Source organism: Neobacillus sp. D3-1R (genome assembly GCF_052180215.1).
Taxonomy (GTDB): Bacteria; Bacillota; Bacilli; order Bacillales; family Cytobacillaceae; genus Pseudoneobacillus.
The window spans coordinates 631,176-652,215 of sequence record NZ_CP197471.1 but is presented as its reverse complement, the minus strand read 5'-3'; the positions used below and the strand labels follow the sequence as shown (position 1 = coordinate 652,215).

At 35.1% G+C, this 21,040-nt stretch carries 18 protein-coding genes; 7 read left to right on the top strand and 11 right to left on the bottom strand.

The window, feature by feature from the left end:
• Positions 1-40: 40 nt before the first annotated feature.
• Positions 41-916, top strand: coding sequence for a GT-D fold domain-containing protein (locus ACSBPO_RS03165; protein ID WP_442598635.1), 876 nt, complete (start codon positions 41-43; stop codon positions 914-916).
• 297 nt (positions 917-1,213) lie between these two features.
• Here the strand turns inward: ACSBPO_RS03165 and ACSBPO_RS03160 are convergent, their stop codons facing one another.
• From ACSBPO_RS03160 to ACSBPO_RS03140, 5 genes are all read right to left on the bottom strand, one after another.
• Complete coding sequence (locus ACSBPO_RS03160; RefSeq protein ID WP_442598634.1) at positions 1,214-1,435, bottom strand: YjcZ family sporulation protein; 222 nt, start codon at positions 1,433-1,435, stop codon at positions 1,214-1,216.
• 213 nt (positions 1,436-1,648) lie between these two features.
• The gene (locus tag ACSBPO_RS03155; protein ID WP_442598633.1) at positions 1,649-2,503 is read right to left on the bottom strand and encodes a protein-glutamine gamma-glutamyltransferase; all 855 of its coding nucleotides are present in this window, start codon (positions 2,501-2,503) and stop codon (positions 1,649-1,651) included.
• 812 nt (positions 2,504-3,315) lie between these two features.
• A complete protein-coding gene (locus tag ACSBPO_RS03150; RefSeq protein ID WP_442598632.1) occupies positions 3,316-3,615 on the bottom strand; it encodes a YciI family protein in 300 nt (99 codons plus the stop codon).
• Between the two features lie 86 nt (positions 3,616-3,701).
• Positions 3,702-4,700, bottom strand: a complete 999-nt coding sequence (locus ACSBPO_RS03145) for a hypothetical protein (protein WP_442598631.1) — start codon at positions 4,698-4,700, stop codon at positions 3,702-3,704.
• Positions 4,684-4,881 (bottom strand): hypothetical protein, encoded by a 198-nt coding sequence (locus ACSBPO_RS03140; protein ID WP_442598630.1) that lies wholly within the window; start codon positions 4,879-4,881, stop codon positions 4,684-4,686. Before ACSBPO_RS03140 ends, ACSBPO_RS03145 begins: the two co-directional genes overlap by 17 nt.
• A gap of 536 nt (positions 4,882-5,417) precedes the next feature.
• Between ACSBPO_RS03140 and ACSBPO_RS03135 the strand changes: the two genes are divergently transcribed.
• Positions 5,418-6,272, top strand: a complete 855-nt coding sequence (locus tag ACSBPO_RS03135; protein WP_442600300.1) for a LysR family transcriptional regulator — start codon at positions 5,418-5,420, stop codon at positions 6,270-6,272.
• A gap of 117 nt (positions 6,273-6,389) precedes the next feature.
• On the opposite strand, the gene ACSBPO_RS03130 is transcribed toward ACSBPO_RS03135, so the two are convergent.
• Positions 6,390-7,634 carry an MFS transporter gene (locus ACSBPO_RS03130; RefSeq protein WP_442598629.1) on the bottom strand — a complete coding sequence of 415 codons (1,245 nt, stop codon included), beginning with the start codon at positions 7,632-7,634 and terminating at the stop codon, positions 6,390-6,392.
• 316 nt (positions 7,635-7,950) lie between these two features.
• Positions 7,951-9,084, bottom strand: coding sequence for an aminopeptidase (locus ACSBPO_RS03125; RefSeq protein WP_442598628.1), 1,134 nt, complete (start codon positions 9,082-9,084; stop codon positions 7,951-7,953).
• 604 nt (positions 9,085-9,688) lie between these two features.
• Here ACSBPO_RS03125 and ACSBPO_RS03120 point away from each other — a divergent pair.
• Positions 9,689-10,927, top strand: coding sequence for an MFS transporter (locus ACSBPO_RS03120; protein WP_442598627.1), 1,239 nt, complete (start codon positions 9,689-9,691; stop codon positions 10,925-10,927).
• A 785-nt stretch (positions 10,928-11,712) separates the two neighbouring features.
• Here the strand turns inward: ACSBPO_RS03120 and ACSBPO_RS03115 are convergent.
• Positions 11,713-13,470 (bottom strand): GMC family oxidoreductase, encoded by a 1,758-nt coding sequence (locus tag ACSBPO_RS03115; RefSeq protein ID WP_442598626.1) that lies wholly within the window; start codon positions 13,468-13,470, stop codon positions 11,713-11,715.
• A gap of 330 nt (positions 13,471-13,800) precedes the next feature.
• On the opposite strand from ACSBPO_RS03115, the gene ACSBPO_RS03110 reads away from it, so the two are divergent.
• Positions 13,801-14,244, top strand: a complete 444-nt coding sequence (locus ACSBPO_RS03110) for a CarD family transcriptional regulator (protein ID WP_442600299.1) — start codon at positions 13,801-13,803, stop codon at positions 14,242-14,244.
• Positions 14,245-14,994: 750 nt separating this feature from the next.
• Here the strand turns inward: ACSBPO_RS03110 and ACSBPO_RS03105 are convergent.
• Positions 14,995-15,240: an AAA domain-containing protein gene (locus ACSBPO_RS03105; RefSeq protein ID WP_442598625.1), complete on the bottom strand. Its 246-nt coding sequence runs from the start codon at positions 15,238-15,240 to the stop codon at positions 14,995-14,997.
• Positions 15,241-15,330: 90 nt separating this feature from the next.
• Between ACSBPO_RS03105 and ACSBPO_RS03100 the strand changes: the two genes are divergently transcribed.
• From ACSBPO_RS03100 to ACSBPO_RS03090, 3 genes are all read left to right on the top strand, one after another.
• Positions 15,331-15,786, top strand: coding sequence for a Panacea domain-containing protein (locus tag ACSBPO_RS03100; protein WP_442598624.1), 456 nt, complete (start codon positions 15,331-15,333; stop codon positions 15,784-15,786).
• A gap of 57 nt (positions 15,787-15,843) precedes the next feature.
• Positions 15,844-17,775, top strand: a complete 1,932-nt coding sequence (locus ACSBPO_RS03095) for a hypothetical protein (RefSeq protein ID WP_442598623.1) — start codon at positions 15,844-15,846, stop codon at positions 17,773-17,775.
• A gap of 582 nt (positions 17,776-18,357) precedes the next feature.
• Positions 18,358-18,528: a hypothetical protein gene (locus tag ACSBPO_RS03090; protein WP_442598622.1), complete on the top strand. Its 171-nt coding sequence runs from the start codon at positions 18,358-18,360 to the stop codon at positions 18,526-18,528.
• Between the two features lie 43 nt (positions 18,529-18,571).
• Here ACSBPO_RS03090 and dcm read toward each other — a convergent pair whose 3' ends face one another.
• Complete coding sequence (gene dcm / locus ACSBPO_RS03085) at positions 18,572-19,597, bottom strand: DNA (cytosine-5-)-methyltransferase (RefSeq protein WP_442598621.1); 1,026 nt, start codon at positions 19,595-19,597, stop codon at positions 18,572-18,574.
• Positions 19,598-19,613: 16 nt separating this feature from the next.
• Positions 19,614-21,020, bottom strand: coding sequence for a protein NO VEIN domain-containing protein (locus tag ACSBPO_RS03080; RefSeq protein WP_442598620.1), 1,407 nt, complete (start codon positions 21,018-21,020; stop codon positions 19,614-19,616).
• Positions 21,021-21,040: the final 20 nt, after the last annotated feature.

The following is a 21,040-nucleotide window of genomic DNA, read 5'->3' as shown; positions in this document are numbered from 1 at the left end:
AGGCAAAAAACAAATACGATTTAATTGGAGGTTACATGGAATGACTAATTTTGACGAAAATAGTTGGGAAATAAAAAAAAGGATTGGTTATCCTGAGGAAATACAAACAGAAGGTTTACATCGCGGAGGAGAGCGAATAGTCGAAAACATACTTGGAAGTAATAGAATCCTCCCATTTGAAATCGAAGAAATAATCGAGGAAGGGATTAAAAGCTTATCCCATCATATAAAAGAACTAAAAACTGCCTCCGAAGTAGAAGCAGAGATTATGAAAGCTTTAGAAGCTAAAAAAGGATTCTCCCTTATCCGAATGGGAGATGGGGAATTAACAACCATGGCGCATGACATCATTATCCCAACAAGAGAAATACTCAGTACTCCAAGGTTGAATTTTTTACCTTATGCGGGAGTAACATTACCCGATTCCCCATCAAGAGACCTACTAGCAAAAAATATAATGGAAGCAGATATGGTTGGAATTCCACATTTAAGATGGCCAATGTTTCATCTCCTATTTATTAAACTAGCAAAATATCATAAATGGCCCTTAAATAATATGGTATTGACACAATCTGTTATCAATTATGAACTTCATTTACAAACAAACTTATTTCATCATTTACTATCAAAACATAAGGTCTTGTTAATAGGAAATCGAATGAAAGAGGGTGAAAAACTATTAAAAAATCATGGATATACAAATATAGTAGGCTCTATTCCAGTGGAAAATATTAAATCTGTTCCGCTAGTTTTACAAAGAGCAAATAAATTTGACTATGATGTAGCATTAGTCTCTGCGGGAATATCGGCCAATATCATTTGTGTAGAACTTGCCAAGAAAAACAAGATTGCCATTGACTTTGGTCATTTAATAGATGAACTGATAAATGGAACAAAAGTAATAAAAAACAACTAATTTTCCCCCTGATTTTTTTGCGGTCACAGGTTCTGCTTCCCTTAAAAACCAAGCCTATTACACACGTTTTTTACAAATAAAGGATCCTGTATCCGATAAAAACCATTTTTTTGCGGAACTACTGCCCGCTCAAGATTATAAAGTGAACACAAAAAAATAGCCCCCTTCCTGTTAAGCATAGGTGACTACTTCTTTATCCGCTTTATCCCGCGGCACGAGTGTTCATCAAAGGAACAGGTTCGCACTAGGTTTTCCGGTGTCTCAACACATAGCAATGAGTTATGTTCATCTATTCATTTAGCAAATGCAAAGTGTTGCCCCAACAATGATTAATAGAATAAACAATACAACGATGAGTATAAAATCATTGCATCTATTAACTGGAGCCGCATAACAAAAGGTTGGAGCTTCATAACAATAGGTAGGTGCCACGTAAGTAGGTTGAGGAGGTATGTTAGCACTTAATACTGGAGGTACATTTGCGCCTAATACAGGTGGTGCATTTTCGTTTCTAAACATTTAAACACATCCCTTCGTTTCTAAAGAGGTTTAATATTTCTGGACACTATAGTATACACGTCTAGCAGAAAATGGAGCCCGTCTAGAAAAAAATATCGATTGCTGTTTTTTTCCTGGGACTGTGTCATGTACAAGAAGTATGGGCTAGAACAATGACCTTATGTATGCTTTTCACTTCGTAAAATGAATAAAACCCATCTTCAAAAGATGAGTTTAATTGGTTTTATTATAGGTGTACATATTAAAATAAGATAAATACTTTGCATAAGATATCGAACATTGGTCATGATGTATGACCATACTCTGCATTTTGAAAGTTTGATTAACTCGTGAGGACCAAGAAAGTTTTGCTAAATCATTAAAAGACGGCCTTGTGGTTAAATTGGTCCGATAAGCTGATGTTTGACTTCCTGGCTTTCTTCTTTTATTCAAAAGTTCAATCATTTTTTCAGTTGACCAGATTCCAAATCCATGACCAAAATAAGTTCCATCTCCTAAATCAACAGCATTTTGTCCTCTCCACCAAGGCTGTTTTGGATCCACCTCCGGATTATAAAAATAAACGACATCACCCGGTAATAGATGGTTTCCATAAAATGTGTAAATACGATAATCAGTATCTAGATGCCAACTGTATAAATAAAGATTTTGGAAGTAATAATTAAACGGCGTTTCACCGATTAATTTTAAAAGAGCATAATAATATATAATCACTATAGCCGTTGCACATTCAAATGTATAGAGAGAGCTATTTATGAAAATATCCCGAATTGCATCAGATGGTTTCACACCATTCTTCAAATGAAAGCCACCTAAATTCGTTACCTGCCAGTATTCAGGGTTCGCACGAGAAGCTGCAAAAACATGAAACTTTGCACCACTCTTACTCATCTCTATTGCACTATTTATGATATTTTTCCTTAAACTCAACTCAAACCATAATTCATTGAGGGATGGATAGGAATAGATAACCTTAGCTTCCTGCATTCGTTTAACAATGACACTCTCAATACTTCCAGACTCCCACTTGTCACTTTTTTGAAAAGGCTTCCCTGATACCTGTAGCATATGATCCCCCTCAACTTTAGCCAAAATATCGCCATTCTTATTAGCTAAAGTATTCGAGAATCATTGGGTGGTGAAAATTAGTTGGAGAACAGGATGAGGGTAGGGCATTACTGGGGATTTCAGGGACAGCGGGGACAGGTTCATTGTTCCACTTAATCGAGAAGTAATCGTGCTTCTGGACACGGGGGGTTTTCTTTAAATTCCATTTATAGGACAGAGGTTCCGTTAATTCCCCAAAAATGAACCTATTCTCTTCCTTATAGGACACAGAATCCGTTATTAACGATAAAACATAGGAAAAAGGCACGCTTTTGGTACAATAACGGAACCACAGTCCGATAGCCCACAAAAAATCAAGCATTTTAATCAAATAGCGGAACGTGTGTCCGATAATTTAATTACTCAGCATGGAAAGTAACATTAAAAGAACGTTTGTTCTGTAAAATTAGTATTTAAAATGATAAAATAATAGTATTACAACTACATAACGCAGGGTGGCGGCTGACACTCCCGAGTGAACGGGGGTGAAAGCTATGACGACATACCAAGTAATTACCATTATATTTGCAGCTCTAACTTTTGAAGCTGTATTTATATCAACCATTGTAACTATTGTCGTCGCAATAATAAAAAAGAAATAGCCACCCTGCCGACCAAGCTACGGTGACTATTTCTCCCTGAATAAACGGTCAGCCGCTATATCCTGCGGCATGTGTGTTGTAATGATCAGGTGTTAGCGCACCTGATCTTTTTCTTTATACCCTTATTATAGAAAAGATATTCCATTAACTCAAGGGTATTAATTTTTTCGGTTAATAAGATAGCAAATAATTATTATCTCTATTTGCCATCTTCCAAGTTCGAATCTTATAAGACTCTGTCATACTAGAAACAAAAGGATCAGATTGAGCCATTTTTTCTGCTTCATCAAACGATTCAGCTCGAATCACAATCATTCCACCATCATAATCAGTAAATGGTCCACAAAGAACAAGTTGACCATTATCGTCCAATTCTTTTAAAAAAGCTACATGCTTATGAACTAACTCTTCAGAGAAACTTCTTCCAGGATTCATTGTTAAAAAAATGACAAACACCGTGGTTTCACTCATCCTATCATTCTCCTCTATTCTTACTCCAGCCATCTCTTTTATTTCATGAAATCTACCAATCCCAACAGAATTGTGTATAGACCTTATTAAATCGGAGAGCCAATTTTGTTTAAATATAGTTTCGCAATTTGCTCCTGACCAATGATTCGCCATTTTACATCTTTTTTATAGTTATTCTTCAATTCTTCTAGTCTTTCATCAAATTCTGTCTGAAAATCATCAGATAAATCACCCATGATAAACAGATAAGCCAGTGGAGAATTTGAATTTTTTATACATCTTTCTAAGTCTTCCAGTGGCCTACTAGTTGTCACTTTTCCTTGATAGTTTTTACATTGTACGGGAATATCGTCGTATAATTCTTCCCCATCAATCGGGTCAAGGATTCTCATCGTTAAGTCCCAGCCTAGTTTAGAATCGCCTTGCTTCTTTACTTCAAGTCCAGGGATGGAAGCTATTAAATCTGCGATAAAGGTTTCAAAATAGGCACTCGGATACTTTTGTGAAATACGTTCATAGGTCTGCTTGATCACAGCTTCTTCCAAAGAAGTCCTCTCAAAATCTAAGGAACGTTGACTTTGATTAGCCTTTATGAAACTATCATCTTTTTCCAATGATTTCTCCACTATGGAATCCAATTCAGCCTTCGTATCTTTATCGTATATTTCGTAATAATGCCCTCTTTTGGAGATATGATGGCGAAGGGATTGAGATACAGCTTCTGATTCCACATTGATAGCATTTTCCGTTAAAAGTTTACACTCTATGTAATGATTAAAATCTTTTTCCTGTGGGTCTGTACTTCCGTAATTGCCAACTACTTCAGCAATAAGGAATTGTCGTAATGGGCGACTAAGTTGAATGATGAGTCGATCTCCAGGTGTTAGGCGATTGACTAAAAATTGGGTGTATCTCCAAACGACTTTTTCTTCAGCTGTTCTTTGTCCAGCTTCTTTTGCCTGAATAATTGTTAAATTCGAGCCTGCTGAGCTCCAACCAAATCTAGCTCTACCGCTCTTAAGTTCATTCAGCATCCACTCTTCTTTCCCTTTGCGTATAGCAACGTATTTAAAATAGCGAGTCATGTTGTTCCTCCCCCTGCAACTTTATCTCTTCATAATAACCGCAAAAATCACTACAAACCCATGCGGGATAAACAATATCCTGCACCAAATCTCCATTCGGCATTTCTGTGATGATATCCCACGCATCTTCTATCATTCTTGCACCACAATCAGGGCAAAATAGCAGTCTATTATTTTTCATATACATCTCCTCTTAGGTACGGTATTAATCCTCGTACCTTAGATTCCATCCATTATTCACTGTGTCGTATTGTCTAATGAATCTCGCTTCCAACTGTCTTGCCTCCTCAACACTATGACACAGTTTAAGAGTTACCGATGGCACCCCCAAATTTTTACTTTTTATAAAAATCTTACCTCTACATGCCTCTGCCTTCAATTAAATTCTAATAATAAGTTAATTTACAAAGGTACAAGAATAACCGGGCATTTAATTAAATCTATCCCAGGGGGTGGAACTTGTCCACGGATAGTACCAGGTTCCAAAAATCATTATTTTTTCTTCAGTAATACTAGTATCTTCATATATCTAGCATAACCTAAGTAAATAAGGTTAGGTCCAGGTTGGAGGTTAAGTATTTCCCCAAAATATAGAAATTAATATCTATCAGTGGTAATATGTAAAATTAAGGGTATTATCATTTTAATTGGACACACTCCGAAGTTATATAATTGTTGAAACATACCTTCCCACTAAGGGGTGATACTGTGTTAAAAATGAATCAATTAAAATATTTTGTGAGTGCCGTCGAGGCTGGTAGTCTGACAACTGCAGCTAAGAACCTATTTATTTCTCAACCGGCATTGTCCAAGCAGTTAATGCAGCTTGAAGAAGAGCTCGGTTGCCAACTCTTTGTTCGAAAAACAACTGGCCTTTCCGTCACCGAAGCTGGGGAGCATTTTTATCAAAGGGCTTCTACTATAATAAAAGAATTAGAGCAGATCATGATTGAAATGAGGACTTTTTCTGAAAAAAATGTATTAAGAATTGGGACTCTACCTAGTATTGGTAGTTATCTTATTCCTAGTCTCGTTCCGAAACTGAACCAAACCCACAAAATTGAACTAACGATTAAAGATACCACTTTAGAACTCGTAGAGATGTTAACCAGTGACCGAATCGACTTTGCCTTTGTCCAGGACGCGACTCCCCCTAAGAATATCCTTGTTGAAACTCTATTTAAGGAACCTTATGATCTTATTTTACCTATACATTCACAATCTAAAGATAAAGATGAAATCCTTTTAAGTGATTTTCTAAAGGATCCCCTTATACTACATAAACATCCTTGTGATATAAGAGAATTTTTCGAAAAATACTGCAAAAAGAATGGGCTTGATTTTTCAGTTGCGATGGAGCTGGAATTTAATGACTCCATCCTTCCCTTCGTAAGCAACGGGGTAGGTTCAAGCATTTTACCAAGAATGGTTTCGAGGCAGATTAAGGATCCATCTGTTATCGTCAAATCCTTAAATGATGAAAGCTTTGGGAGGTCCATCGATTTTCTTTATAAACCGTCAATCAAAAAAATCGCCAATCAAATCTATCAATTCGTGAATGAAATGAAATAAACTAATATGATTTCTTCCGAGTTGAATGAGTTATCGTATAAATCAATTAATATAACTCTGATAATCATGAAAAAGCTTGAGGAAACGTTATCCTCAAGCTTTTTTTTAATACTATGACTATGAAATTGAACGAATTCTCTTTGATATCCTTTCCGTTCTAGTCATTCGACCGCCAATTCCCGTTAAAAAGAGAGGAATCAGCAAAAAAATGGTGACACAAAGATACGAATAACCAATGCTATATTCTGCGATCAAGGATACTAGTAAAGAAAGGATAATCGTAAAGGAAAGACTTAGCAAAGAGATGGCCCCCATGATTCTCCCAATATACTCCTGATCTACGAGATTAAATACAAATGACCTAGACAGGACCTTCACATTTCCTACGAAAAAGCCTATTAGTACATAAAAAATAAACGCCAGCGAAAATTGGCCAACTAAACTAAATAGGGTAGTGAACAAACCTAGGAACACAATCGAACTTATTAAAAAGCCCAATAAATTTTTCCGCTTGATTAACAATGTACAAATCACGGCTGAAATGAAACTACCAATTCCTGCACCGCTATCAATGATGCCTAGTGATACCCCGTTTCCCTCAAGAATTTGATAATTATATGGGGCAATTAAAGCATTGATCGCGTAAAAATAAGGTAAAGTCATACTCGTAGTTAACACGAAATAAAAGGCTTGTTTATTTTTAAATAGATACCTCCAGCCATCTTTGAAATCAGATAGATATTGATGTCTGGAGCTTTGATTTTCCATTCCTCTAGTCGTTTTTTGGGGAATTTTAATAGCCAAAAAGAGAACGGCTCCAATTAAATACGTTAAGCTTGCTAATAACACCGACTCATGTACCCCATAGGCGTCGATTATCCAACCAGCTAAAACTGCAGAGGATAATAATCCTATCTGCCAAGCGCCTTGAACAATGGCTATACCTTGTGAATATAACTCCTTAGGAAGTAATTCCTTCAAAACACTTTCTTTCGTTGGTTCTAAAATATACCAAAATATATAACTAAAAAAGATGGAAATAAAGAAGATAGAAATGGTGAAAAAACCTAAGAAATAGCTTAAGGGTATTATCACTAATGAAAGAAATCGCAATAGATTGCATATTATCGCTATTTTATATTTGTCATATTTATCGATTAAAACACCGATAAATGGTGCCAAAAATATGGATGGCAATAAAGTAATTACAAGCATTTTGCCAATCTCTAATATGGAATCTGTTTTCTTTAATACTAAAACGATTGAAGTTAACCCAAAAATCCCTTCCCCTAAAACGCCAATTAATGCCGCAAAAAAAAGATAAGAGAAGTTTTTATTCCTAAACAATTGAATGGTTTGCATACCTTCACCCCTAAACCTTGATACCTCAAGGATAACAACCAATCAATAGGTGCAGGTAATACTTAAATCTAATAACTATATAACTTTAAATTATAATGTATATAAAATATCGCTATAATAGCTTTTGGCTTAAAAACATAATTCCTAAGATTCTTTATTTTTATTATTCCGAACTCTAAATGCATAAAAATAGAGTTGCATATGCAACCCCACTTCAGCAACGATGGAAAGCTCAGGAATGACCTTCCGAATCTCTTATTCTCTCAATCAAATTTTATATACTAAGTTCCTCTTCATAAATATTGTTAGTCTATATTTATTTACTAATTAAGATAGTATTACTAGTTAAATGCTCCGGATTCAATTCTTGCAATTCCGAAAGCGTAAATAGCCCATCCTTTCTAATCAGAACATCATCAAAATAGATCTCTCCACCACCATACTCTGGGCGATGGATTAAGACCATATCCCAATGAATTGTAGAGTTATTCCCATTATCTGCATTCTCATACGCTTGCCCTGGGGTAAGATGAATGCTTCCATTGATTTTTTCATCAAATAAAACATCTCCCATTGGATGATTAATAAGCGGGTTCACACCGATTGCAAATTCACCAATAAAGCTAGCCCCCTCATCTGTCTGAAATATTTCTGTTAATTTTAAAGTTTGATCAGAGTAAACTTCAACAATTTTTCCATTTTTAAAAAATAGAGTGACATTGTGAAAGGTGATTCCTCGATAGATACATGGAGTATTAAAGGTGATGGTACCTTCAATACTGTTCTTGATCGGTGCAGTATAAATTTCACCATCTGGAATATTTTTTTCACCAAAGCAGGCAATAGCAGGCATTCCTTTTATAGAAAAAGTAAGATCCGTTCCTGGTGATAGGATTCTTACTTTATCGGTTTTATTCATCAAATTGACTAATGGCTTCATGGCCATTTCCATTTTCCCATAGTCAATTGTACTAACATTCAAAAGGAAATCTTCAAATTGAGAGGTGTTCATTTTCGCCTTTTGCGCGAGCGATTTTGTTGGGTATCTTAAAAGGACCCATTTTCGTTGATTGATAAAAAATTGGTCTACCTTATGAAAAAGTTCCCCTTTCATTTGAAATTTCTCCGCTGGTACATCCTGCAGTTCTGAATCATTATCTTCACCAATAATCGTGATGATGGCATCAATATCTTGATAACGCTGAAGCTCCCACTTGGCAGACGTCTCCAGTTGCTCTGCTTGATAACCTAATGCCATTTGTCTCTCGATTTCATCATCATAAATCTCAAAATACGGATAGGCACCAACACTGTAGACTTGATCAATTAATTCTAGAATCAAGGGCTTGGCAATGATGTGCCCTCTGATTAAAACTCTCTCCCCGCTACCTAGTTTAGTGGAATGATGGATAAGCATCTTGGCTAATTTAACGAGTCGTTCATTACGCATTTTCTATGGCTCCCTTCCTTAGACACAAAGTTATCTTGATTCATTTGTCCTACCTTAGCTTATCAATTCTATTGAAAAACAAGGTAATACATAAATTGAATACTCAAATAACTGTTAGTTATGGGAAGTATTAAAAAATTCAACAACTAAGATACATATCCATATGGATTCATACACCTTTAATGTTGAATGAGCTAGGTATGTACTTATGAGGGTATCCAACGCAAGGATTAACTTGGTATCTTAACCTTATCCACTAATTTCCCTTCATCAAATTGTCTTCCTCTTTTCTTCACGATCGCTTCTACTCCATCTTTAGTTGGAATTGTTTTTCCTGGTTTCCATGAATGAAATGATTACTGAACTTTTTTTATAAAAAATCCGACTGAAAAATTCCCTTTTAAGCGGACAGAGATTCCGTTATTTCCTAAATGTGTAAGAACTTATTCCAATTTGAGTCATGAAGCCACTCCATTGTCTTAAAACCGGGTATTCAATTAAATCTATCCAATAGCCTGTCCCCTGTTTATAATGAAATATATAGGAACACGAAATAATTTTTCACTTACATTAACAATCTTTAAATCTAGACAGGGGGACTAAAATGGCCACCGCTTCATCTATTCAAGTGGGAAAAGTAGAACAGAAAGACACGAAAACACTCTATAATATCTTGTTTATCATTAGTATTTGTCACTTATTAAATGATTCTTTGCAATCCGTTGTTCCGGCGATGTTCCCGATTTTAGAAAAATCGATGGGATTAACATTCACGCAGCTTGGATTAATTACCTTTTCATTAAACATGGTGTCTTCTGTTTTACAGCCAGTGGTAGGCTGGTATACGGATAAACGTCCAAGACCTTATGCACTCCCATTAGGTCTAACAAGCAGTATGCTCGGTATTTTAGGGCTAGCGCTTGCTCCTTCCTTTTGGATGATCGTCATTAGTGTTATTTTTATTGGATTTGGTTCGGCCGTTTTTCATCCTGAAGGGTCACGCGTAACTCATTTGGCGGCTGGGAAAAAAAGAGGCTTGGCACAATCGATCTACCAAGTAGGAGGAAATTCCGGCCAAGCATTGGCACCCATTTTTACAGCACTTATTCTAGTACCTCTCGGTCAATTTGGAGGAATCTGGTTTACCATTGTCGCATTTATTGCGGTTATGTTTCTCATTTACATTGCAAGATGGTATTCAAATCGTCTAAAGGTTCAAGCCAGTGAGATAAAGAAGAAAAAAGCGGTTAAAGATGGATATGCTCCTAATATGAAAAGTATAAAGTCAGCCATACTTATCTTGATTCTGCTTGTTTTTGCTCGTTCTTGGTATAGCAGTGCGATTTCTAATTTCTATACGTTTTATGCGATTAAGTCATACGATGTCACCATTGCTCACTCACAAATTTTTATTTTCGTTTTCTTATTCATGGGAGCAGTGGGGACATTCTTTGGCGGACCATTGGCCGATCGTTTCGGAAGAAGAAATATCATCTTTCTTTCCATCATTGGCTCTGCCCCAATGACATTATTGTTGCCATATGTAGGACCTACCTTTGCGTATATCCTACTCGCTTTAACTGGTCTTATCTTAATGTCTAGCTTCTCCGTTACGGTTGTTTATGCACAAGAATTATTACCCGGCAAAATTGGAACCATGTCTGGTTTAATTGTTGGTCTTGCCTTCGGAATGGGAGCCATTGGTTCCGTTGCACTTGGTGCTCTAATCGATATGATGGGTATTCAAACCACTATGATCGCTGTATCCTTTCTCCCTATATTAGGACTGTTAACTTTACTTTTACCTTCGGATCAGCAGTTGAAGGAATGGAGTGGGGCTTAATCTAGCTTTTATAGAAGAAACGAGGCTTTGGACAGCGGGGATGGGTTCATTGTCCGGCTTATATGATAAATAATCGTGCTTCCGGACAAGGGATTTGTCTATAATTCCATTGATAGGACAGAGGATCCGTTATTTCCAAAAAAATGACCTATTTTCTAAAATAAAGGACACAGAATCCGTTATTAACGATAAAACGCAGGAAAAAGACACGTTTTTGTACAATAACGGAACCACAGTCCGATAACCCACTAAAAAACAACCATTTTAGTCAAATAGCGGAACGTGTGTCCGATAAATTTTAACACTGTTATTGAGAGAGTATCCTAGCTATATTATCCAATAAAAAGGATACAATAATTGATTGAATAAAAAGTAATTATCTTAAGAACATTTGTTGCTCTAACTTTAAAGTTGTATTTATATCAACAATTGTTACTATTGTTTTCATCGAAATAATAAAAAGAAATAGCCACCCTGCCGGCCAGCATCGGTGACTATTTCTCCTCATATTAACGGTCAGCCGCTAAATCCTGCGGCATGTGTGTTGTAATGATCAGGTGTTCATATCACCTGATCTTTTTCTTTTATACCCTTATTATAGAAAAGATATTCGAATAACTCAAGGGATGAAGTACTTCATGCAAATATATCATTTGTTACTAAAGTGAAACCTTATATATTTTTTACGATATCGATTTTTCAATATTTGCTTAGGAGAAATTGTATATTTCTATTACGTACACACTCTTACGTATTGTCTTTTGTCGATACCTGACACTGGAACTCTAAAAATCCTCGAACTCCTTAGCGTCTACCACATAGGGATTGGAGTCTTCTTGAATAAATCGGACTGCATTTAAACCAATCATTTGCGCAGGTATAGAAGTGTTGCCGTCTGGTAAAATAGGACAGATGGAAAGATCTGCGACTTTCAGGTTTTTAGTACCAAAGACATTGAGATACCCATCAACCACTCCTTCTTTAATGCTCCTAGCCATCCTACATTGTCCACCGAAGTGTTGAATATTGCGATACGTAGCTTTCACATATTTAGCAATTTCTGCTCTTTTTTCTGCCTCATTTGATATCTTAAATACATCTTCAGCAGGGTATACAACCCTATAAATACCTTCAGGATCAAGTTTTTGAGCTTTCTTCATAATTTTGTAAATTTCAATATAACGATCGATCATGAATTCTAAGTCATTCGGATCTTGTAATGGATTGAGGTTAACGGATGGATAAGCTTCAGGATCGCTGTGAGCGGCCAAAATCTGTCCTCTGCTTCTCGGGTTATTGTCGAATATTCCAATGCTCATTACATTTGTCCTTTTTTTAGGATCAAACCCCCAGTTGTTAACGAAGATATCTGCTTGTGGAAGAAAAGAAGGCGTTATGCTGCTATAAATTTGAAGACGGCGACCACCTGTTTTCGCTTCTCCTTTAAAAGCACCAAGTGGAAATGGTAGATCAGGGTCAGCATTATTCACTTCTAAAAGTCGGCTAGTTTCTACTTCAACCCCCACTCCTGCAGTAAATTGAGCTTGAAAATTGTGGCCAACATTAGGACTCTCTACTAATGTCGATACACCAATTCTGGCTAAATCTTTAGAATTCCCGATTCCTGAACGTTGTAGAATAACCGAGGAAAAATTCCCCGCAGAAATAATGATCCCTTTTCTTGCAAAAGCTTTTTTTGATACCCCGTTCCTGACAAACTTAACACCTACAGCTATATTAATGTCTCCTTTTCGCTTAAATAAAATTTTATTGACGGTTGTTTTTGCTAAAATGACCAACTTTCTCCGACCAATCCCCCATTCATTAGGGTGGAACTCATTTCCGTGGGTAACAACATTCTCATTTAAATATCCGGTTGCCGTAGATGAACGGACAAATTTTCCGTCCACCTTTTTATTCATAGCCTGTGATTTATAAAATGTGCAATCTTGTATTCCTGTATTATAATCTTCAACAATTGGGATATTCAGGACTTTCGACGTTGCCCTCGCTAATATTTTAGTTAGTCCGTTATCGCTCTTAGGAATAATTTGTTGTCTAACATGAATGGGTCCATCTGTTCCTCGTTGTTTTGGATTTTCTGTTTTACCTGTATACGTTTCGTTCTTTTTAAATAAGGAACGAATATGATCATATTTCCATTGAGGCCCAACAAGCTCTCCCCACTGATCATAAAGTTCACGACTTCCCCTTACTGCATACATGGCATTATGTTCCGAGCTTCCACCAATCGCTCGACCACTTGAAACCCTTAGCTGGCTATTAATATTGGGTTCCATAGTGGACATTATATTAAAAGAGTGCCTGTTATCAGTAGCTAACAGGCCTGAGCCAGGGTTAGAAGCACTGCTTAACTCTTTTCTCATGTTTGTCCCTGACTCAAGAGTGAGTACGGAGGTTCTGAAATCATCTGATAATTCTTTTGCGACAATCCCACCTGCGGTTCCAGCACCAATCACGATATAATCAAAAACATACTTTTTGTGCTTTTTCTTTTTGTGCTTTTTCTTTTTATCACTCATTAATCTATCTACCTACTTTCATACTTAAATATTTACCTTAAAATTATGATATGTAGGCAGACTCTTATTTGTATAGGTACGTATACACCCCATTGTTATCCGCAGTTAACAAGGAAATCTTCTCCTGTTTGACTTAACTCTCTATGTAGAAGCTTTACAACCTCTAAGGAAATGTATATTATTTCCAATCAATAAAAAAATGTTGACAAATTATAAATAATAATGATAAAATAATAAATTTGATAAAAATTGTAATATGTGTTATACTTAAAAGGATTTCAAATTGGAGGCGATTCAGTGTTTCAAGTTGGTGATTACATTGTTTATCCCATGCAAGGTGCCGGAGTTGTTGAAGCGATTGAAGAAAAGGAAATCTTAGGTGAGAAACAGCCGTATTACATCATAAAAATGCCTATTAGTAAAATACAAGTAATGATTCCTGTTAAAAAAGAAAAAAGTTCACGAATACGCTTAGTTACTGATATTCGTACACTTGAAGACGTATTGCACATTTTCCAACATGGGCAAACCGATATAAATCTTTCAATGAAAGAAAGATTTAAAATTAACATGGAAAAACTAAAAACAGGAAATATGAAAGACGGGGCTGAAGTGGTACGTGATTTAATGCGCATTAACAAAAATAAAACCCTCAATTCAAGTGAAAAGCAAATGCTGGAAAACGCCCGCAAAATTTTCATAAGTGAACTTGGTCTAATAAAAGGGCTCACCGAAAATCAGGCAACTGATTTGTTAAATAACAAGGTTAGCTAAGTGCGTTACTGTTTAGTAGAACTTGGCATCCACCTATAATGTTTTCATATAGCTACTTCTAAAAATCTTTTTCAAAAAATCTAATTGATATTTAACCTCAATTTTCCACTTTGTTAGAATTCAACTTGGTTCGTACAATTCACTAGATATTTTATATATAATACTGCCTGACACAAGCGATTAGGATACACACGTCTTGTGCCTTCAAAGCATTTAAGTTCACAATTCATCCTATTTTTGGTAGTAAATCTAAAAATAATCGGTTTTAACAGGATAGTAGGAGTAGCGAAATGCTGCTCCTATTTTGTTTGGCCAGACCCACCCACAAACTTCTCAAACTCCTTGAAAAAACACGGGACGTATCTTTTGCTCCCTTTGTTTAACAGGACAGCGGGGTGCACTATATTCATTGCCCCACTTGAATGACAAATTATCTCGCTTTTGGACACTGGATTTGTCTCTTAATTCCATTGATAAGACAGAGGTTCCGTTATTTCCATAAATTTGACCTGTTTTCTTTTTTATCGAACACAGTATCCGTTATTAACGATAAAACACAAGAAGAAAGCACTCTTTTGGTATAATAACGGAACCACTGCGACTAGAATAAAAAGTGGACACCTCTTTAACGAAGATCATAATTGGTTATGATGATATTTTGCCAACGAATGGCTGGTGGTTCCTTAAAAGAGGTAACGTTCGGAGCAATTTGCACATGCCCATGATAGAAGGCATGGTTAGAAAAATTAATCAATTCTTTATATCGCGAACTATAAACATATTAAACGGCGGAAGCTGCTTTTCATCTCCAGCCACAACAATCTGCTTAGCCCGGAATACCGATGGAATACCCACTTCAACCGTCAACTGAGAGGCTTCATCGAAAATGACGGGGTCAAATAAGTCCTCGACTAAAGGAAATATTGCCGATACCATTTCCGGTGAGGCTAACCATACAGGTAAAATATCAACTAATCCATCATCAGCAAACGTCATACAATCTACTATTTGAATAATACTATTTTCACAAGTGACATTAATTCATTTTTATTATAAAATAAAATTATAGGGAGGTGGAAATGGATTATGTCTAGAGTAGAACATGTTGCATCTTATTTATTAAGTGTTAGCAAACCTGGTACCTCTTGGTCTATTACTCCACTTAAACTCCAAAAATTATTGTATTATTGCCAAGGTTGGTATATGGCTTTTAGTAAAGGCGAACCTCTTTTCAATGAGGATCTTGAAGCTTGGGAACACGGTCCTGTAGTTCCTGACATATATTTTAAATATAAACACCATAGGTATTTAACAATATCAACTGAAATTTTTGAAAATAAAAACCGCAAAGGTAAAACTATCTTTGACAAAAAACAGCTTGATATATTAAATACGGTTTGGGAAACCTATGGACATTATGACGGTAAATATTTAGAAGAGCTTACTCATCAAGAGGACCCATGGTTAGAGACACCAAAAAATACTGTAATCAGTAAAAATAAGATACTTAAGTTTTTTTCACAACAAGCTCAAAAAGCATGATTCATATAGACGGGCGAGGATTCCTCGCCTCTTTCTTATTTAAAAGGGGATTTCTTCATGTTTCATTTATTTAAAAGGGCAAAACAATGGGTTGGAAATTTACAATTACAAAAGCCAATACTAAAGAAACAAACAAAAAAAAAACTACTATCAATTTTAAATCTATTATCCACAACAATGCTTTATGTTCAAAATAAAATAAATAAAATAATATCAGATAATATCCATATGACTCTCATTGTTTTATATTTATTGTTCATAATTATCTATTTTATTATTCCACCAATTACACAACCAGCTTCTGAATCATTAAAACATCTGATAAACCATATATTACTATCAACGGGTTTCGAAGGATTCGGAGATGCAACAATTAGATACATTATTATTACAATTACCAATTTGTTGGTAACTGTGCTATCCATTTTGTCTGCCATGTATGTTTTTACCCATCGTGAACAAAAATCTATTTCTCCTTCACTTTACAATGAAACGAAAAAAAATGGTTTAGTTGTCTTAGTTGTATTAATTGTAGTTTTCACCATGATAACTGGTCACACACTTGCCTCTAATATAGATTCACTAATGCAGCAAAAGGATTACAAAAGCTATAATCCACTACATGTCACCAAAATGCTTATCATAAGAATTAGCATTTGGACAGCAGGTATTATTTTTGCAGTAATATTTGTAATTGAATTGATAAAATACTTATTCCTTTCAATGAATGCAGATAAAATGTTAAAAAAGTCTATTAAACTAGTCTCCAGATATTTAGATGTTCTAACTGGCTTTTATCGAACAAAAATGTTTGATAATTTCCTAAATGAAAGATATAAAGCATTGCATCATAACGTTGAGAGTATCTTTCAATATCTTAAATTTCTTGGAGATAACAATATGAATAGAGACTTTGATGAAAATATTGATTCTCTATCGTTGGTTATTAATAAACTTAAAAATTTCCATAAAAAACTTGGGGATGAAAATGTTTCTAGTCATTTATTAAAAAGGGACAATGAGCATTTTTTAGGTATTTATAATTCTTTATTAAGAAACACGTTATCCTTGACTTTACACTTGTACAAGAATAATCATTTTAATAAAGGTAAGAAATTATCAGATTTGTATTTTTCTATTTATTTAGACGGAGAGGATAGTCTAAAACAGCATTTTACTTTGAGTCTAAATGAATATTTAGATTCTCTTGACCCCTCGAATGAACGTCAATTAAAGCACTTTCTAAGCGGACTTAAAAACTTGCCAGAAGACAGTACATTAATAATTTACAAAAATTTAATTCAAAGGTTAATTTTTAAAGGAAATTTAGGATTATTGACCAATGTAGTATATGACTTTAAAGAGCATATCATTGAAGGCGTTAATCGAACAAAACCCAAATTAAATCCAATGTTTAAAGCAATTGCAGCGCAAAACCAAATAAAGATGAAAAAGAATGCCATTATCATCCTCTTACAATTGCTGGTAAAGGCTATTGAAATTTCTCAGTATGGAACAGCTGGTTTTCTGGCGAAGTACATGGTAACAAATTTTAATGGCGAGGAAATAAATGAATCTTATAGGAGTTTAAGACAAAATCCCACATCTTTTACCTCTATCCTCGAATCCTCTGAAGATAATAAAATCAAAGAGGATGACCAAGAGATTAGTTTAGTTGGACTAAATGCAGAAACAATAGATTATTGTTGCAAAAAAATGTGGATTTTGCTTTATGGTCAACAACAATTCGCAATAAAAGAAAAACTGTGGTTTATTCGTGATAACAATAGTTTTAACGAGCCTATCAATCTTGAAATGGAATTTAATGGTTGCCCTTATTCAAATTACGTAATGAAAAAGGTCCAATCCGCATCATCAAAATATGGCATGTTATTTTTTAACGATCAAAAGATAATGATGGACATATATCAAAAGTTAAATATTGAACACCACTATCCTATAGAGTCAAAACAACCCCAATTTTCTTAATATTGGGGTTGTTTTTTTTTTACACTTTGCATAACTTTAGAATAAAACTTGCTAAAAATTATTAATAACGTTAGACGAAGTAGGTATATTGCAGAAAATACCCTTTAATAGGCCGACCCCCTGGTCAAAATAACAATATCTATCCAGCGAACGAATAGAATGAATAAAAAGGATGAAAAAAGCCTTTGCAAATTTAAATTAAAACCAATTGATTGGACAATCATAATTTATCCTTGAGATTAATTGAAACAATATCTAGAATAGCCATTTAATTCTTCCCTTATTAAAGAATTTACGTTCTCGTTATGTTCAATTCAAAAAAAACACAGGAACGCATCTTCTACTTCCATTGTATAAAAAAGAAGCGTGAGATATGTCCCCATACATCGTGAAACATATTGTGAAACAAGATAAATTGGTAGTAACAAGCGCGGAATAATACTGGATTTATTGGAGTATGTGAGTATGCAATTAAAATGCAACATATGAAAAACCCTCTTAAGCATAATGATAAGAGATGTGAATCCCCAGTCAAATCACTTCTAGTTGATGCCCTAACAAGAATTCTCGGAAAAGCACTTGTTGTTAAAAACAATGGAACTGTTTGAGCAAAAAGATTACAGCGCGGATTCCACTTATTTCTCTAGTGTAGATCCAGTTATCTTTGCGATTGAAGTGGAAGGAAACATATACCATTCATGCCCAATAAAAAAAGAAAAAGAACGTGATGCAGCATTAGAACAGGATATTTAATTACTAATAAAAAACAACCTAAAAAAGACGCTTAGGGTCTTTTTTAGGTTGTTTGCACTAGTGCATTCTCTGAAGTCGAATAAATTGAGGTTGGTAATATATCCATTAGATTCTTACCAATATTCCACATCAATACAGGAGGAATTGCGTTACCAAGTGCTCTGTATTGTGTTCCTTCCGATTTAATTAATTTATAAGAATCAGGGAAGGATTGAATCCTTGCTACTTCCCTAGGAGTAAACCTACGATACCTATCGTTAATTTTTAGGACAGGGTCTGTACTGTTTAGACTAACCTTAGCTAAATGAGCTCCAACCGTATTACATGGTTTGAAAATATCCTGTGCTCGTCCTTTATTCATCTCTTTCTTAGCATTTAGCATTCCTTCTACCGCTTTATCGCTAAAATAGTATTTCTCATCAACTTGACTTTCAGGAAAAATCACATCTATTAATGGAACATACGACCTACCAAAGAGACTACCTTCCTCATAATGGGTTGGTTCTGGAAACTTATAATCAATTTTCAGATCATTACGAATTCCAACAATTATTACTCTTAGTCTGTTCTGTGGAACTCCAAATTCAGCAGCATTTAAGAGCCTATATTTTACTGTGTAACCTGCTGCTTCAAACTCTTTAATAATCAAAGGGAACGCTTCACCTTTATTTGCAGATAGAAGACCTTTAACATTTTCAGCTATAAAAGCCATAGGTTGCTTCTTTTTTAGTATTCTTACCATCTCAAAAAAAAGTTTACCGGATTCATCATTTTTAATTCCTAATCTCTTAGGATTTTGTGCAACTATAGAAAAGGATACACACGGGAAACCGCCAACCAAAACATCATGCTCTGGAATATCATCTTCATGAACATTTCTTATATCTTGTACATCAGGAATGATATTAAAATTTTCACTAAATATTTCTGCAATTTTTGCATCTATCTCATTTGCATAAACTGTTTCAAAAGGTAAAGAATCATAATATTCTCCTAGGAACTCAAATCCACCTTTTAGTCCCTTATCTCCTCCACCACAACCTGAAAACAGCGATGCTACTTTGTACATAATTATTTCACCTACTTTATATTTTAAGTGTCTCCTCTTTTCCACACCTATTCGGGTCAAAGATTATATCCATTCCGTTTCTAGGGGTTGCAGACAGATTTCCAAGTTTATAGTTACCAACTGGGTCCTGAATAGTAATTAGCTTTACTGCTCCCTTAGTTACCATTAACCGATAAACGTAGTATCTTTCTTTATTTGATTCTGCCGCGCTCCATTCATTTGGAGTCAAGTGAAAACGCATGAAAGACAACGGAGTGGCACTTGAAGTAGTCTTTACTTCGATATTACGATGAGTTTCATCTATCTCTCTTGAATTAATGTCATACCCAATAGCATATTGAGTAGGTATCAATTTTATCAGATGTTCAAGGTCAGGTCGACCTTCCTGAACTATTCTTTTCTTCTCATGGTTGAGTATTAGGCTCTCACCAATTGAGCCTATACTTCCTGTTGTAGATAAGCCACCTTCAGCAATTACTCTATCAAGGTCAATAAGACTTTTTAATTCCCGATATTGTGATGCAGATTCAGCTACCAACGCAAGTATATCCGTATCGAAAAACCCTTCATCACGTTGAGTGTTAAAATATGTAACCCACTCTGCATCTAATTCTTTTACTTCACGAAGTGTAAGTGTGGACACGTCAGAAATTTCATCATAATAATTAAATAAATCATTAGTAGGATTAATAAATCTACGAATAGCAATACTTTCAACTCGATTTATATAATATTTATGGCTGGCATGTCTGACGAGTAAATTTGCTTGCACCATATAATCTAAAATATCACCTGCATAGCGTATTACATCACCAGTCCAATCATATTCCATTCCATTGTCCCTATTCTCTTTTATTAATTTCCAAGTATCTTTTTCTGGTCTACCGTCCCTTGTTACGCGAAGGTCATTAAATATACAATGTGTTGCTTCTGACTTACTTATTCCAGCGCGAACTCCTTCATGTTCTTCGACTTCGCTTAACATTTTTAAAATGTAAGAACATGGTCTGAAATTAATTCCGTTTCTTAGATATTCCAGATTAACATGTTGCTTTAAAAACCCACCTGGGTACTGAAAGTGATAGCAAAAAAGCTTGAAAAATTTGACTAAATCTTGATTATTCGCTAATTCAATTGCTCGATGACTTGGTTTCAGAAATCTTCCTTCTAGCTCGATAAAACAAAAAAGAGCATCTATTTCAGTCCGCCAATTATTTATAGTTTTTTGGGATTTTGTTAGATTACCAGGATATTTTTTTATGGCAAAATCTAAATCCAATACAAAATCTCTTATCGGTTTCCTTCCAATGGCAGTTATTTCTGTTGCAAAATAAATTAAAACATTTTCTATGTCATTCTTAAAGCGAGGTCTAGGATGATGTAGTCTAAAAAAGTATTGGCTTGGTACACTGTATAGTGTCATTTGTTCACCCCAAATTATGA

Bases quoted from the DNA above. Each gene is read 5' to 3' on its own strand.
- ACSBPO_RS03115 (WP_442598626.1), bottom strand. From the start codon at position 13,470: ATGAGTGATAAAAAGAAAAAGCACAAAAAGAAAAAGCACAAAAAGTAT.
- ACSBPO_RS03105 (WP_442598625.1), bottom strand. From the start codon at position 15,240: ATGACGTTTGCTGATGATGGATTAGTTGATATTTTACCTGTATGGTTA.
- ACSBPO_RS03165 (WP_442598635.1), top strand. From the start codon at position 41: ATGACTAATTTTGACGAAAATAGTTGGGAAATAAAAAAAAGGATTGGT.
- ACSBPO_RS03080 (WP_442598620.1), bottom strand. From the start codon at position 21,020: ATGACACTATACAGTGTACCAAGCCAATACTTTTTTAGACTACATCAT.
- ACSBPO_RS03120 (WP_442598627.1), top strand. From the start codon at position 9,689: ATGGCCACCGCTTCATCTATTCAAGTGGGAAAAGTAGAACAGAAAGAC.
- ACSBPO_RS03155 (WP_442598633.1), bottom strand. From the start codon at position 2,503: ATGCTACAGGTATCAGGGAAGCCTTTTCAAAAAAGTGACAAGTGGGAG.
- ACSBPO_RS03135 (WP_442600300.1), top strand. From the start codon at position 5,418: ATGAATCAATTAAAATATTTTGTGAGTGCCGTCGAGGCTGGTAGTCTG.
- ACSBPO_RS03140 (WP_442598630.1), bottom strand. From the start codon at position 4,881: ATGAAAAATAATAGACTGCTATTTTGCCCTGATTGTGGTGCAAGAATG.
- ACSBPO_RS03160 (WP_442598634.1), bottom strand. From the start codon at position 1,435: ATGTTTAGAAACGAAAATGCACCACCTGTATTAGGCGCAAATGTACCT.
- ACSBPO_RS03110 (WP_442600299.1), top strand. From the start codon at position 13,801: ATGCAAGGTGCCGGAGTTGTTGAAGCGATTGAAGAAAAGGAAATCTTA.
- ACSBPO_RS03095 (WP_442598623.1), top strand. From the start codon at position 15,844: ATGTTTCATTTATTTAAAAGGGCAAAACAATGGGTTGGAAATTTACAA.
- ACSBPO_RS03100 (WP_442598624.1), top strand. From the start codon at position 15,331: ATGTCTAGAGTAGAACATGTTGCATCTTATTTATTAAGTGTTAGCAAA.
- ACSBPO_RS03145 (WP_442598631.1), bottom strand. From the start codon at position 4,700: ATGACTCGCTATTTTAAATACGTTGCTATACGCAAAGGGAAAGAAGAG.
- ACSBPO_RS03150 (WP_442598632.1), bottom strand. From the start codon at position 3,615: ATGAGTGAAACCACGGTGTTTGTCATTTTTTTAACAATGAATCCTGGA.
- ACSBPO_RS03130 (WP_442598629.1), bottom strand. From the start codon at position 7,634: ATGCAAACCATTCAATTGTTTAGGAATAAAAACTTCTCTTATCTTTTT.
- ACSBPO_RS03125 (WP_442598628.1), bottom strand. From the start codon at position 9,084: ATGCGTAATGAACGACTCGTTAAATTAGCCAAGATGCTTATCCATCAT.
- dcm (WP_442598621.1), bottom strand. From the start codon at position 19,597: ATGTACAAAGTAGCATCGCTGTTTTCAGGTTGTGGTGGAGGAGATAAG.